Source organism: Thauera sp. ZXT1-4 (assembly GCF_052598215.2).
On the sequence record NZ_JBQWSN020000004.1, the window covers coordinates 12,442 to 25,184 of the forward strand.

General features: G+C 67.5%; 13 protein-coding genes. 10 read left to right on the forward strand and 3 right to left on the reverse strand.

Translation table 11 applies throughout. The annotated features are described in order from the left end of the window. The first annotated feature begins 28 nt into the window (after positions 1–28). The 5 genes from ACUH78_RS04690 (at position 29) to mgtE (ending at position 5,975) form a co-directional block, all read left to right on the forward strand. On the forward strand, positions 29–1,936 hold the full coding sequence (locus ACUH78_RS04690) for a ribonuclease catalytic domain-containing protein (protein ID WP_445332833.1): 1,908 nt from the start codon (positions 29–31) through the stop codon (positions 1,934–1,936). Between the two features lie 7 nt (positions 1,937–1,943). Continuing rightward, a complete protein-coding gene (locus ACUH78_RS04695) occupies positions 1,944–2,861 on the forward strand; it encodes an energy transducer TonB (protein ID WP_435751344.1) in 918 nt (305 codons plus the stop codon). 10 nt (positions 2,862–2,871) lie between these two features. After that, complete coding sequence (aroE, locus tag ACUH78_RS04700) at positions 2,872–3,705, forward strand: shikimate dehydrogenase (protein ID WP_445332834.1); 834 nt, start codon at positions 2,872–2,874, stop codon at positions 3,703–3,705. A gap of 30 nt (positions 3,706–3,735) precedes the next feature. Then, positions 3,736–4,428, forward strand: coding sequence for a monofunctional biosynthetic peptidoglycan transglycosylase (mtgA, locus tag ACUH78_RS04705; protein ID WP_445332835.1), 693 nt, complete (start codon positions 3,736–3,738; stop codon positions 4,426–4,428). A gap of 104 nt (positions 4,429–4,532) precedes the next feature. Continuing rightward, complete coding sequence (gene mgtE / locus ACUH78_RS04710; protein ID WP_418364601.1) at positions 4,533–5,975, forward strand: magnesium transporter; 1,443 nt, start codon at positions 4,533–4,535, stop codon at positions 5,973–5,975. A 46-nt stretch (positions 5,976–6,021) separates the two neighbouring features. Here mgtE and hemL read toward each other — a convergent pair whose 3' ends face one another. From hemL to thiD, 3 genes are all read right to left on the reverse strand, one after another. Beyond that, on the reverse strand, positions 6,022–7,305 hold the full coding sequence (hemL, locus tag ACUH78_RS04715; protein WP_418364600.1) for a glutamate-1-semialdehyde 2,1-aminomutase: 1,284 nt from the start codon (positions 7,303–7,305) through the stop codon (positions 6,022–6,024). A gap of 161 nt (positions 7,306–7,466) precedes the next feature. Continuing rightward, complete coding sequence (gene thiE / locus ACUH78_RS04720; protein ID WP_418364599.1) at positions 7,467–8,108, reverse strand: thiamine phosphate synthase; 642 nt, start codon at positions 8,106–8,108, stop codon at positions 7,467–7,469. Next, a complete protein-coding gene (gene thiD, locus ACUH78_RS04725) occupies positions 8,101–8,937 on the reverse strand; it encodes a bifunctional hydroxymethylpyrimidine kinase/phosphomethylpyrimidine kinase (RefSeq protein ID WP_418364598.1) in 837 nt (278 codons plus the stop codon). Before thiD ends, thiE begins: the two co-directional genes overlap by 8 nt. Positions 8,938–9,086: 149 nt before the next feature. On the opposite strand from thiD, the gene ACUH78_RS04730 reads away from it, so the two are divergent. Genes ACUH78_RS04730 through ACUH78_RS04750 form a run of 5 tightly spaced genes read left to right on the forward strand, consistent with a single transcriptional unit; the run spans position 9,087 to position 12,738 of the window. Then, the gene (locus tag ACUH78_RS04730; protein ID WP_418364629.1) at positions 9,087–9,239 is read left to right on the forward strand and encodes a rubredoxin; all 153 of its coding nucleotides are present in this window, start codon (positions 9,087–9,089) and stop codon (positions 9,237–9,239) included. Between the two features lie 56 nt (positions 9,240–9,295). Then, on the forward strand, positions 9,296–9,682 hold the full coding sequence (gene pilG / locus ACUH78_RS04735) for a twitching motility response regulator PilG (protein WP_418364597.1): 387 nt from the start codon (positions 9,296–9,298) through the stop codon (positions 9,680–9,682). 19 nt (positions 9,683–9,701) lie between these two features. After that, positions 9,702–10,067, forward strand: coding sequence for a response regulator (locus ACUH78_RS04740; protein ID WP_418364596.1), 366 nt, complete (start codon positions 9,702–9,704; stop codon positions 10,065–10,067). A 5-nt stretch (positions 10,068–10,072) separates the two neighbouring features. Continuing rightward, on the forward strand, positions 10,073–10,579 hold the full coding sequence (locus tag ACUH78_RS04745; protein ID WP_418364595.1) for a chemotaxis protein CheW: 507 nt from the start codon (positions 10,073–10,075) through the stop codon (positions 10,577–10,579). A gap of 47 nt (positions 10,580–10,626) precedes the next feature. Further along, the gene (locus ACUH78_RS04750) at positions 10,627–12,738 is read left to right on the forward strand and encodes a methyl-accepting chemotaxis protein (RefSeq protein WP_418364594.1); all 2,112 of its coding nucleotides are present in this window, start codon (positions 10,627–10,629) and stop codon (positions 12,736–12,738) included. Positions 12,739–12,743: the final 5 nt, after the last annotated feature.

A 12,743-nucleotide genomic window follows, 5' to 3' on the forward strand; every position in this document is an offset into this window, starting at 1 on the left:
CGCGCTTGAATTCTTCAGGCAGATGCCGATGTTCGTGCTGTATGAAGAGGACGGTGCATTCAAGGCCGGCACCATCCTCGCTGATAACGAAGCCACCCTGCAGGTCGAAAACACGCACGGCAAGCGGGTCAAGCTCAAACGCGCCAACGTGCTGCTCGAGTTCCGCGAGCCGGCGCCGGCCGAGTTGCTCACGCGCGCCGACACGGACGCCGAGGCGCTCGACGTCGAATTCCTGTGGGAGGTGTGCGGCGACGACGAGTTCGCGTTTGCCGACTTCGCTGCCGAATACCAAGGACGTACACCAAGCGCGGTGGAGTCGGCAGCGGTGCTGCTGCGCCTGCATTCGGCCCCGATCTGGTTCCATCGCAAGGGCAAGGGGCGCTTCCGCAAGGCGCCCGCCGACATCCTGCAGGCCGCACTGGCCGGGCTGGAGAAGAAGCGCCAGCAGGCCGCAGCGATCGAGCACATGCGCGCCGAGCTCGTCGCCGGCCGCCTGCCGCCCGAGCTCGCCGCACTGCTGCCGCAAGCCCTCTACCGCCCCGACCGCAACCGCCCCGAGATCAAGGCCCTGGAAGCCGCCTGCGTCGACAGCGGGCTGTCGGCCGCACGCCTGTTGCTCGGCTGCGGTGCGCTCGCGTCCAGCCACGACTTCCACTACAACCGCTTCCTGTTCCAGCACTTCCCCGAGGGTACGGCCTTCCCCGTCGTCGAGCCGGCCGCGCTGCCACAGGCCTTGCCGCGCGCGGAGGTCGCCGCATTCTCGATCGACGACGCCTCCACTACCGAGATCGATGACGCCTTCTCGGTGACGCCACGCGCCGAAGGCGGCTGGCGCATCGGCATTCACATCGCGGCACCGGCGCTGGGCTTTGCGCGCGGCTCGGGGCTGGACGCGGTCGCCCGCCGGCGCCTGTCCACCGTGTATATGCCTGGCAGCAAGATCACCATGCTGCCGGACGAGGTGGTGCAGACCTTCACCCTCGCCGAAGGCCGTGACTGCCCGGCGGTATCGCTATACCTCGACGTTACCCCGGGGCTGGCCATCGTCGGCGAGGAAAGCCGGGTCGAGGCCGTGCCGATCGTCGCCAACCTGCGCCACCACGACATCGAGCCCGTGTTCAACGACGAGACGGTGCATGCTGGCTTGCCCGACTTCCAGTGGAAGCAGGAGCTGTCCCTGCTGTGGGACCTAGCCACCGTGCTCGAGGCCGGACGCGGCAAGGCCGGCGGCAACGAGGACCGCATTGATTTCGGCTTCAGCGTGGACTGGAACGTAGACACCGCCGACGGCCCCGGCCATGTGAGCATCAGCCGGCGCCTGCGCGGCTCGCCGATGGACAAGCTGGTGGCCGAGCTGATGATCTACGCCAACATGACCTGGGGCAAGCTGCTCGACGCCTCGGGCATCCCCGGCCTGTACCGCGCCCAAGGTGGCGGCAAGGTGCGCATGACCACGGTCGCCGCGCCGCACGAAGGCCTGGGGGTCGATTGCTACGCCTGGTCGAGCTCGCCGCTACGCCGCTATGTGGATCTGGTGAACCAGTGGCAGATCATCTCGGTGCTGCAGGGCACACCGCCCGCATTCGCCCCCAAGTCGGCCGAGTTGATGGCCGCGATGCGCGACTTCGAGCTCACCTACGCCGAATACGCGGAATTTCAGCGCGGCATGGAACGCTACTGGTGCCTGCGCTGGCTGCGCCAGCACGGCCGCGGCGAGGTCGAGGCCACCGTGCTGCGCGAGAACGTGGTGCGCCTGACCGAGATCCCGCTCGTGTTCCGCATGCCCTCGCTGCCGCTGCAGATTCCCGGCAGCCGGGTCAAGCTCTTCATCGAGCGCACCGACCTGCTCGACGTCGAGGTCGAGGCGCGCTTCGTGCAGACGCTCGCCGAACCCGACCCGGAAGCCGGGACCGAAACCGGCTTCGGTTTCCTTTGAACCCGTGATGAACGCGAAGCGGCCCGCCCCCGCCCTCGCTCCGGTTTCTGCAACCGCCCGGCAGTTGCGGAACTTCGGCGGGCCGCTGCTGCTGGCAGCCTTCGCGATCTCGGCAGTGGTGCATGGTCTGCTTCTACTGATCCAGTTCCGCATGCCGGAAAGCAAGCCGACGAGAGACAAGGGGCTGGAGGTGGTGCTGGTCAACACCCGCCACGCCAAGGCACCGGACCAAGCGGACGTGCTGGCGCAGGCGAACGTGGACGGCGGCGGCAACACCGAGCAGGACGCCCGCCCCTCAACGCCCCTGCCGCCGCAGCCCGAGCGCCAAGACGGCGATGCGCTGGTCGATGCACGGCGCCGTGCACCCGAGCCGGTGCGCGAGCAAAAGCAGGTGATCACCCGCGACAAGGCGCCGGCCGCGATCGCTGCCGCACCGAAGAAAGCCGAGCAACCCCCGCCCCGCCCCGAACCACAACCTCAGCTCAGTGGCCTGGACCTGCTCGACAGCGCCGCCGCGGTCGCACGCCTCGAAGCCCAGATCGACCGCGACCTCCAAGAGCTGGCCAAGCGTCCGCGCAAGAAGTTCATCGGCGCGCGCGCCAAGGAATACCGTTTTGCCCAGTACGTCGAGGACTGGCGTCAGAAGGTCGAACGGGTCGGCACGCTGAACTACCCCGAGGCAGCGCGCGGCAGGCTCTACGGCAGCCTGCTGCTGTCGGTTTCGATTCGCGCCGATGGCACGGTGGACAAGGTCTCGGTGCAGCGCAGTTCCGGGCACACGCTGCTCGACGAGGCCGCGGTGCGCATCGTCAGAATGGCCGCGCCCTACGCCCCCTTCCCCCCCGACATCCGCAAGGAATTCGACATCATCGAGATCACGCGCACCTGGACCTTCACCAACACCGACCAGGTACGCGCAAACTGAGCCCGAGCCCATGGACCGTTACGCCGTCATCGGCAACCCCATCGCCCATAGCAAATCGCCACAGATCCACACCGCCTTCGCCCGCCAGACCGGCCAGGCACTCCAGTACGAGGCCCTGCTCGCACCGCTGGATGGCTTTACCCGGACGGTCGAGGATTTTCGCGCCGCGGGCGGGCGCGGCGCGAACGTGACCGTTCCCTTCAAACTCGAGGCCTTCGCACTATCAACGCGGCGCACCCCACGTGCGCGGGCCGCCGGTGCGGTCAACACCCTCTCCTTCGACGGTGACGAGGTGCTGGGCGACAACACCGACGGCGCTGGTCTGGTGCGCGACCTCCTCATCAACCTCGGCCACACCGTCGCCGGCCGCCGCGTACTGCTGCTCGGCGCGGGCGGCGCGACCCGCGGCGCGATCCTGCCCCTGCTGCACGCCGGCCCGGCCGAGCTACGCATCGCCAATCGCAGCGCGGACAAGGCCGAGGCACTCGCCGCAGACTTCGCCGCTGAAGCGGGAAAGGCCAGACTCGAAGGCGGAAGCTTCGCCGCGCTCGCGGATAGAAAGTTCGATCTCGTCATCAACGCCACCTCGGCAAGCCTCGCGGGTGAACGCCTGCCGCTGCCGCGGGGCCTCTACGCTGAAGGCGCCCTCGCCTACGACATGATGTACGGCCGCAGCCACACACCCTTCATGTGTGCTGCGCTTGCCGACGGCGCGGCACGCGTGGCCGACGGGCTGGGCATGCTGGTCGAGCAGGCCGCGGAGAGCTTCGCGCTGTGGCGCGGCGTTCGGCCGGACACCGCGCCGGTGCGCGCAGCACTGCGCCAGCAGATCGATGCCGGCTGACGCGGGCGGCACAGACCCACGGTGAGCGGCATGCAAGGCCTCCTGCGCGGGGCTGTCCGCGGCCTGGCCATCGCCCTGCTGCTTCTGCTGTTCTGGCAGGCGGTGCTGCTCACCCAGGTCGTGTGGTGGAGCCGTTTCGACCCCGGCAGCACCAGCTTCATGCGCCAACGCCTGGCCGAACTGCGCAAGACCGACCCCAAGGCCGAACTGCGCCAGCGCTGGGTCGCCTACGAGAACATCTCGGTGCACCTCAAGCGTGCCGTCGTGGCCGCAGAGGACGACCGTTTCCTGGACCACCGCGGCTTCGACTGGGAGGGCATCCAGCGCGCGCTCGAGCGCAATGCCGAACGTGGCCGCCTCGCAGCGGGTGGCTCCACGATCAGCCAGCAGCTGGCGAAGAACCTGTTCCTGTCCTCCTCCCGCTCCTGGCTGCGCAAGGGGCAGGAGGCAGTGCTCACGTTGATGATCGAGACGACCTGGGAGAAGCGGCGAATCCTCGAGGTGTACCTGAACGTGGCGGAGTGGGGAAACGGGGTGTTCGGCGCCGAAGCCGCTGCGCGCCACTACTATGGCCGTCCCGCCTCCAGCCTGGGCCCGGCCGAAGCCGCCCGACTCGCGGTGATGCTGCCGAACCCGCGCCGCTACGAAAACGAGTTCGGCCCCCGCCTTGCGGCGCATGCGGCACGGGTGCAGCGGCGAATGATCCATTCGCAGGTGCCCTGAGCCGGCAGACGGTTTTTTTTCGCACTGCAACAGAATCGGGGTCGCGACGCGCTGCACGAGCCCGTAGAATTCGCGCATCGCGCTCGACACACGCCATTCCAGCGATGACCGAATCCGAAGAACTCCACCCCGACGACGTCCAGCACCACCTGAAAGAGGTGCAGGATCTGCTCGCCCGCCAGAGGGTGGTGGAGGATCTCGTCCATCGACAGGACATGCCGCGCCACGCGCTGGTCGAAACCCTCGTGCACAAGCAGCACGAGGCCAGCCTGCGCGCGAAGCTCGACAGCCTGCACCCGGCGGACATCGCCTACATCCTGGAGTCCTTGCCGCGCGAGGAACGCCTCTACGTCTGGGATCTGGTCAAGGCCGAACGCGATGGCGAGATCCTGCTCGAGGTTTCGGACGCAGTGCGCGAGTCGCTGATCGAGACCATGGATCCGCAGGAGCTCAAGGCGGCGGCCGAATCGCTCGACGCCGACGAGCTCGCCGACCTGGCGCCGGATCTGCCGCCCGAGGTCATCGAAGACGTATTTCAGTCGCTCGACACCGAGGGGCGCGAGCAGCTACGCGCCGCGATGTCCTACCCGGAGGACTCGGTCGGCGCGCTGATGGACTTCGACATGGTGACGGTGCGCGACGACGTCACCCTGGAAGTGGTGTTGCGCTATCTGCGCCGCTTCGATGAGCTACCCGACCACACCGACAAGCTCTTCGTGGTCGACCGCGAGGACCATCTGGAAGGCATCCTGACCCTGGAGACGCTGCTGATCAGCGACCCGGAGAAGACCGTAGCCGAAGTGATGCGTTCGGAAACGGTGATCAGCTTCACCCCCGACGACGAGGCCGACGACGCGGCGCAGGCCTTCGAACGATACGACCTGGTCTCGGCGCCGGTGGTCGACAACGACAAGCGCGTGATCGGCCGGCTGACCGTGGCCGACGTGGTCGACTTCATCCGCGAGGAATCCGAAGCGGAAATCCTGTCCCAGGCCGGTCTACGCGAGGAGGAGGACATCTTCGCCTCTGTTTGGAGCTCGGTGAAGAACCGCTGGGCCTGGCTGGCGATCAACCTGGTCACCGCTTTCGTGGCCTCGCGGGTGATCGGGCTGTTCGAGGACTCGATCGAGAAGCTGGTGGCATTGGCTGCGCTGATGCCGATCGTCGCCGGTATCGGCGGCAACTCGGGCAACCAGACGGTGACGATGATCGTGCGTGCAATCGCAATGGGGCAGGTGGAGCAATCGGCGATGACGCGGCTGCTGCGCAAGGAGCTGGGCGTGGCGCTGATCAACGGCATCGTCTGGGGTAGCCTGCTCGGCGTGCTGGCGTGGTGGCTGTACGGCAACGTGGAGCTCGGGATGGTGATGACGGGGGCGATGACGCTGAACCTGCTGCTCGCGGCCTGCGCCGGCGTGCTGATCCCGATGCTGCGTCAGCGTCTCGGCGCCGACCCGGCACTCGGCGGCTCGGTGATGATCACCGCGCTCACCGATTCCGGTGGCTTCTTCATTTTCCTGGGACTGGCAACGCTGTTCCTGCTTTGATGGGCCAGGCACGCGCTAACGGCATGCCGCTCGGGATCGTGCCCCCTCAGCCCAGCTTCGCAAACACCTCGCGCGCCACCGCCACCGTCGCGTCGATTTCCGCCTCGCCGTGCGCGGCCGACACGAAGCCGGCCTCGAAGGCCGAGGGCGCGAAGTAGTGGCCGGCGTCCAACATGGCATGGAAGAAGCGGTTGAAACCCTCCTTGTCCGAGGCCATCACGTCTGAAAACGAGGCCGGCACCTTGTCGGCGAAATAGACGCCGAACATGCCACCAACCGAATCCGCACTGAAGGTGACACCCGCATCCTGCGCCGCGGCGGACAACCCGCTCACCAGACGCCGGGCACCTGCAGCCAGGCCTTCGTAGAACCCCGGCTCACGCGTCAGCTTCAGCGACACCATACCCGCCGCCACCGCCACCGGGCTGCCCGACAGCGTGCCGGCCTGGTACACCGCGCCCAGCGGGGCGATCTTCTCCATGATGTCGCGGCGGCCGCCGAAGGCACCCACCGGCATGCCGCCACCGATCACCTTGCCCAGCGTGGTCAGGTCGGGCGTGATGCCGTACAGCCCGGCTACGCCCTGGGGGCCGACACGGAAGCCCGTCATCACCTCGTCGAAGATCAGCACCGCGCCGTATTCGGTGCAGATGCGGCGCAGGCCTTCGAGGAAACCGGGCGCAGGCTTGATCAGGTTCATGTTGCCGGCCACCGGCTCGACGATGATCGCGGCGATCTCGTTGCCGCGGGCCTTGAACACGTCCTCGACCTGCTGCAGGTCGTTGTAGTCGAGCACGATGGTGTGCTTGGCGAAATCGGCAGGCACGCCGCCCGAGGACGGGTTGCCGAAGGTCAGCAGGCCGGAGCCGGCCTTGACCAGCAGGCTGTCGGCGTGGCCGTGGTAGCAGCCCTCGAACTTGACGATCGCGTCACGGCCGGTAAAGCCGCGAGCGAGGCGGATTGCGCTCATGGTCGCCTCGGTGCCGGAGCTGACCAGGCGCACCATCTCCACCGACGGCAAAAGCGAACAGATCAGCTCGGCCATCTCGACCTCGCTCTCGGTGGGCGCGCCGAAGGACAGGCCCTTCAGCGCGGCCTCGCGCACCGCCTCGACGATGGCCGGGTGGGCGTGGCCGGCGATGGCCGGGCCCCAGGAGCCGACGTAGTCGATGTATTCCTTGCCGTCTGCATCCCACACCCGGGCGCCTTCGGCGCGCGCGAGGAAGCGCGGCGTGCCGCCCACCGAGCGGAAGGCGCGCACCGGCGAATTGACGCCGCCCGGAATGGTCTGCTGGGCGCGCTGGAAGAGGGTCTCGTTACGGCTGGTCATGGCGTTTCGTTCCTGTGCTGCATGCGAAAGGCAGCATTGTCGCGCCACTGACTGGGCCGGTCCACCGCACAGGTCAAGAATCGCCTCCGCTCCGGGGCTTGGGCCGGCACCCGGCGCACACGCGCCCCCCTGTGCAACCAGGGCCGGGGCCCTTCCACCGTTCAGAACAAGCTGCGATACGCGGCGGCCCGCGCCGCGGGATCCCCCGCCCCGAACAGGTCGCCCACCACCGCAAGCAGATCGGCACCCGCTGCCAGGACCTGCCCCGCGTTGGCAAGGGTGATGCCACCGATGGCCGCCACCGGCAGGCCAAGTTCCCGCTTCGCGCGCGTGATCATTGCGAAGGGCGCAGGTGGTGCGTTCGGCTTGGTCATCGACGGAAACATCGCACCGAAGGCGATGTAGTCGGCGCCGATCTCGGCGCCCTCGGTCGCACGCGACCAGTCGGAATAACAGGTCAGACCAAGAATACGCTGCGTGCCAAGCGCCTTGCGCGCCTGCCCAGGCGAGCCATCGTCGCGACCGAGATGGGCGCCGTCCGCACCGACCTCGAGCGCCAGCGCCAGGTCGTCGTTGATGATGAAGGGCACCGCGGCCGTGCGACACAGGCGCTGCAGCGCGCAGGCCTGCTCCCTGCGCAAGGCTGCACTGGCGGTCTTGTTGCGATACTGCAGCAGGGCCGGCCGCCCCGCCAGCACCGCTTCGGCGAGCGCCAGCAGGCGGACGGTATCGGTCACGTCCGGGGTGACCGCATAGAGCCCGCGAAGCACCTGGCCGACTGGGCTGCGCAGCGCTTCAGACATCTTCCGCGCCTTTGCCCCGCGCCCAGAAGAAGCGGTCCGGAAGCGCACGCCCCATGCCGGGACGGTACGCGTGTCGCAGCGTCTGCTGGGTGAACTCCTGTGCCTCACGCACCGCCTCGGGCAGATCCATGCCGTGCGCCATCGCGGCAACCACCGCCGCGGCCAGCGTGCTGCCGGCGCCAAGGAAGCTGCCCTGCAGCCGTGGCCAGGCATCGGTGCGAATCACCCCCTCATGGCCGAACAGGGTGTCGAGCACCTGCGGCCCGTGCTCGCTGCCGCCGGTGAGGAGGACGTACTCGACCCCTCCACCAAGCACGCGCGCGAGCGCTTCATCCACATCGGGAGCATTTTCACTCCCCTCCCCTTCATCGTCGGCAGCGCTTTCGTGCGGCAACGCATCGACGCCGGCAAGACGGCACAGGGCGTGACGATCCGCCACCAGCAGGGTCGTCTGGGGCAGGATCAGGTCCGACAGCGCCGCAACGATCTCCTCGCCCGGCTCGCCCATCTGCATCGCAGCCTGCAGTCCGGGCTCGACGACCAGCGGCACTTCGGGGTAGTCGGACAGAATCTCCGCGATCACCGCCACGTTCTCGACGCTGCCGCAGAAGCCGAGCTTGAATGCGGCCACCGGCACATCCTCGAGCACAGTGCGCGCCTGCATCACCAGTAACTCGGGCTCGGTCGGCCACACCTCTTCAACGCCGCGCGTATCGCGCACCAGCGCCGCGGTATGCACCGGCAAGGGGTGACAGCCCATGCTCGACAAGGTCAGCATGTCGGCGGCAAGGCCGCTGCCGCCGGTCGGATCTCCTGCGGACAGGCACATCACGCACGGCGGCGTATCAGGAATCGCAATTGGCATGAGCGAGAACTACGCCACGTTTGCACCACAGAGGATGCGTTAAGATTCCGCGAATTCTAACGCCAAGCCTTAAGCTGCGCAGACTCATGGACGATACTTCATACCGCACCTGGATGTGCCGGATCTGCGGCTTCATCTACGACGAAGCCGCAGGCTTGCCAGACGAAGGCATCGCACCCGGCACGCGCTGGGAAGACATTCCGCCCAACTGGACCTGTCCGGAGTGCCACGCCGGCAAGGGTGACTTCGAGATGGTCGAGATCTGAGTGGCGCCACGAAGCCGTGGCCCCGCACCTGAAGAACGAAGGGGAGACGACAGAGCATGAACATTGCCGGGCTGAAGGTGATGGTCATCGACGACAGCAACACGATCCGGCGCAGCGCCGAGATCTTCCTCACCCAGGCGGGCTGTGAGGTGCTGCTGGCCGAGGACGGGTTCGACGCGCTTGCGAAGATCACCGACCACCATCCGGACGTCATTTTCGTAGACATCATGATGCCGCGCCTCGACGGCTATCAGACCTGCGCGCTGATCAAGAAGAACCCGCGCCTGTCCTCGACCCCCGTGATCATGCTTTCTTCCCGTGACGGCCTGTTCGACCGTGCGCGTGGGCGTATGGTCGGGTCGGACGAATACCTCACGAAGCCCTTCACCAAGGACAGCCTGCTCAAGGCAGTCTCCGCCCACGCCACGCAACGCAACCACTGAACAGGACAGGATCACGAAGATGCCGATTCACAGGATTCTCGTCGTCGACGACTCGCCCACCGAGCGCCTCGCCATGCAGGAAGTGCTCGTGAAGAACGGTTACGAAGTGCTGACCGCCCAGAGCGGAGAAGAAGCCATCGCGCGCAGTCAGGCCGACCACCCCGACCTCATCCTCATGGACGTGGTCATGCCCGGCATGAACGGCTACCAGGCCACGCGCACGATCTCGCGCCACGACACGACGCGTGACATCCCCATCATCATGTGCACCACCAAGGGCGAAGAAACCGACAAGATCTGGGGCATGCGCCAGGGCGCACTGGCCTATCTGGTCAAGCCGGTCGACCATCAGGATCTGCTCGCCCGCATCCGGGCCATGGGCTAAGCGCCATGGGCCGCAGCAGCCTGCGAGAATTCCAGGAACGGCTGGCACGTCGGCTCGCCGAAGCGGGCACCACCGGGCGTCGCGGCCTGCTCGGGTTTGCCTGTGGAAGCGAGCACTGGCTGATCGACCTGGCCGAAGCGGGGGAGATCCTTCCTCCGCCGGGCCTGTCTGCCGTTCCCCTTACCCACCCTTGGTACCGTGGGCTGGCCAACGTACGCGGCACGCTGTTCGGCGTAGTCGATTTCGCCCTCTTCAACGGTCAGCCGGCCACCCCCGCCGGGGGCAGCGCACGCCTGCTCCTGATTGGCGCCCGCCACGGCGTGAACGCCGCCCTGCTGGTGGGCGCCTCGACCGGGCTGCGTGCGCATGAAGACTTCGAGGCCGAAACCGAAGCCGATGCACGCCCCTGGGTGAGGCGCCGCCTGCGCGACCTCCAGGGTCGCGTCTGGCTCGAACTCGACCCCGTGCGCCTGCTCTCGCAACCTGCCTTCCTCGACGCCGGCCTCGAATGACGAGCCCGCCGATTTCCGCCCAAAACGACTGAATTCGAGCTTCCATCATGGCACTGAACCTGTTCACCAAGAAGAATGCGGCCCCCGGCAGCACCGAGGAGAGCACGATTCTCGAAACCGGCGCCCCGCGGCGCACGCCAGCCTCCGATACCAAGCCGGTTCCGGAGCGCTCGGGAAGCGACCTTCGCGGCCTCGGCATGATGCTCGCTGCGCTGGTCATCGCCACGATCGGCCTGCTCGTCTACCAGGGTCGGACCTCCTCGCTCAACACGCTGCAGGTGAGCGCCTCCAGCGAACTGCAGACCTTGTCCCAGCAGTTGGCCCGCTCCGCGCAGATGGTCCGCTTCGGAGACGCGGGATCGATCGCCGAACTGAACAGCACCCGCACCCGCTTCGCCAGTCTGCTGCAGACCCTGGACGAAGGCGGCACCTACGGTGACGCCATCCTGCCTCCGGTTCCGGAGACGGTACGCCCGCAACTGGAGCAGCTCGGGGCGGTCTGGAGCAAGACTTCCAGCGCAACCGCGCAACTCGCCAATCAGGCCGATATCTTCGTGGCCGTCGCAGCCGCGGTGCAGACCATCAACGGCGAAAGCGCAGCGCTCTTCGACGCAAGCGAGGACATGCTGCGACAAGCGATCGCCGACGCGTCCGACACCGGCCTCCTGTCCGCAGCCACTGCCCTCTCGATGCAGGCCCAGCGCGCGGCCGGGCACGCCAACACCTTACTGCTGGCCGAGGAAGCCACACCTGAAGCAGCCGCCGCACTTGGCGCGGCCGGCGACCGCATGCGGGAGCAACTGGAGCAGCTCAAGCGCAGGGCCGCAGGCACCCGCCTCACCAGTGCCGCCCAGGAGCTCGAGATCGTCGCAGGCCCGACGCTGACCGCGATCAACAGCATCGTCGCCGGCACCCACCCCCTGCTGCAGGCACGGGAAGCCGCGCGCGGGATCGCGAGCGACGCTGCGCCGCTGCTCGCCGGCAGCGCATCGCTCACAGACGCGCTGACCCGCATCTCGAGCGGCTTCGGGCCACTGCACGTCGGCGCCCTGCTGACCGCCGCCCTGTCGGTATTCCTGCTGATCCTGATGATCCGAAGCTACGCCAGCGACCTCGCCGCCCGCCGCGCAGCAACCGAGGTTGAGCGCCAGAAGGCTGAGAACGAACGCAACCTCTCGCAGCAGGCCATCCTGCGCCTGATGAACGAGATGGGCGACCTCGCCGACGGCGACCTTACAATGCGCGCGACCGTGTCGGAAGACATCACGGGCGCCATCGCCGACTCGGTGAACTACACCATCGAAGAGCTCGCGGTTCTCGTGCGGCGAATCAACGACGCGGCTTCGCGCGTGACCAATGCGACCGAATCCGCACGCAACACCTCCAACGAGCTGCTCGACGCGACCGAGCGGCAGTCGCGCGAGATCGAAGAGGCGGGCACGACCACCGAGCGCATGGCCCAGTCGATGACGGAATCCTCCGAGCGTGCCCTGCAGTCCGCGGCAGTGGCCCGCCGCTCACTGGACGTCGCGCGCAAGGGCGCGGACGCGGTGGCGAACACCATCCGCGGCATGAACGACATCCGCACCCAGATCCAGGAGACGGCGAAGCGGATCAAGCGCCTCGGCGAATCCTCGCAGGAGATCGGCGAGATCGTGGAGCTGATCTCCGACATTACCGAGCAGACCAACGTGCTGGCGCTGAACGCCGCCATCCAGGCCGCCTCGGCGGGTGAGGCCGGCCGCGGCTTCACCGTCGTTGCGGAAGAAGTGCAGCGCCTGGCCGAACGCTCCGCAGAGGCGACCAAGCAGATCGCAGCGATCGTGAAGACGATTCAGACCGACACCCAGGACGCAGTGGTCGCAATGGAAAATGCGACCCAGGACGTGGTCGAAGGGGCGCAGCTGTCCGACGCCGCAGGCCAGGCGCTGGCCGAGATCGACGCGGTGAGCACCGACACCGCCCGCCTCATCGAGCAAATCTCTGCCGACATCCAGACCCAGGCCGCGACCGCCAGCCGGGTGGCCGAAACCATGAAGGACATCCTGGCAGTCACCGAGCAGACCTCGCTCGGTACCCGTGAGACGGCGGTGTCGATCGAGCAGCTCGCCGAGCTCGCGGTCGAGCTGAAAGGTTCGGTTTCGGGCTTCAAGGTCTGAGCACC

Coding starts and splice junctions, on each gene's coding strand:
- ACUH78_RS04740 (WP_418364596.1), top strand. CDS start 9,702: ATGCCGATTCACAGGATTCTCGTCGTCGACGACTCGCCCACCGAGCGC.
- aroE (WP_445332834.1), top strand. CDS start 2,872: ATGGACCGTTACGCCGTCATCGGCAACCCCATCGCCCATAGCAAATCG.
- mgtE (WP_418364601.1), top strand. CDS start 4,533: ATGACCGAATCCGAAGAACTCCACCCCGACGACGTCCAGCACCACCTG.
- ACUH78_RS04695 (WP_435751344.1), top strand. CDS start 1,944: ATGAACGCGAAGCGGCCCGCCCCCGCCCTCGCTCCGGTTTCTGCAACC.
- ACUH78_RS04745 (WP_418364595.1), top strand. CDS start 10,073: ATGGGCCGCAGCAGCCTGCGAGAATTCCAGGAACGGCTGGCACGTCGG.
- thiE (WP_418364599.1), bottom strand. CDS start 8,108: ATGTCTGAAGCGCTGCGCAGCCCAGTCGGCCAGGTGCTTCGCGGGCTC.
- pilG (WP_418364597.1), top strand. CDS start 9,296: ATGAACATTGCCGGGCTGAAGGTGATGGTCATCGACGACAGCAACACG.
- ACUH78_RS04750 (WP_418364594.1), top strand. CDS start 10,627: ATGGCACTGAACCTGTTCACCAAGAAGAATGCGGCCCCCGGCAGCACC.
- ACUH78_RS04730 (WP_418364629.1), top strand. CDS start 9,087: ATGTGCCGGATCTGCGGCTTCATCTACGACGAAGCCGCAGGCTTGCCA.
- thiD (WP_418364598.1), bottom strand. CDS start 8,937: ATGTGCCTGTCCGCAGGAGATCCGACCGGCGGCAGCGGCCTTGCCGCC.
- mtgA (WP_445332835.1), top strand. CDS start 3,736: ATGCAAGGCCTCCTGCGCGGGGCTGTCCGCGGCCTGGCCATCGCCCTG.
- ACUH78_RS04690 (WP_445332833.1), top strand. CDS start 29: ATGTTCGTGCTGTATGAAGAGGACGGTGCATTCAAGGCCGGCACCATC.
- hemL (WP_418364600.1), bottom strand. CDS start 7,305: ATGACCAGCCGTAACGAGACCCTCTTCCAGCGCGCCCAGCAGACCATT.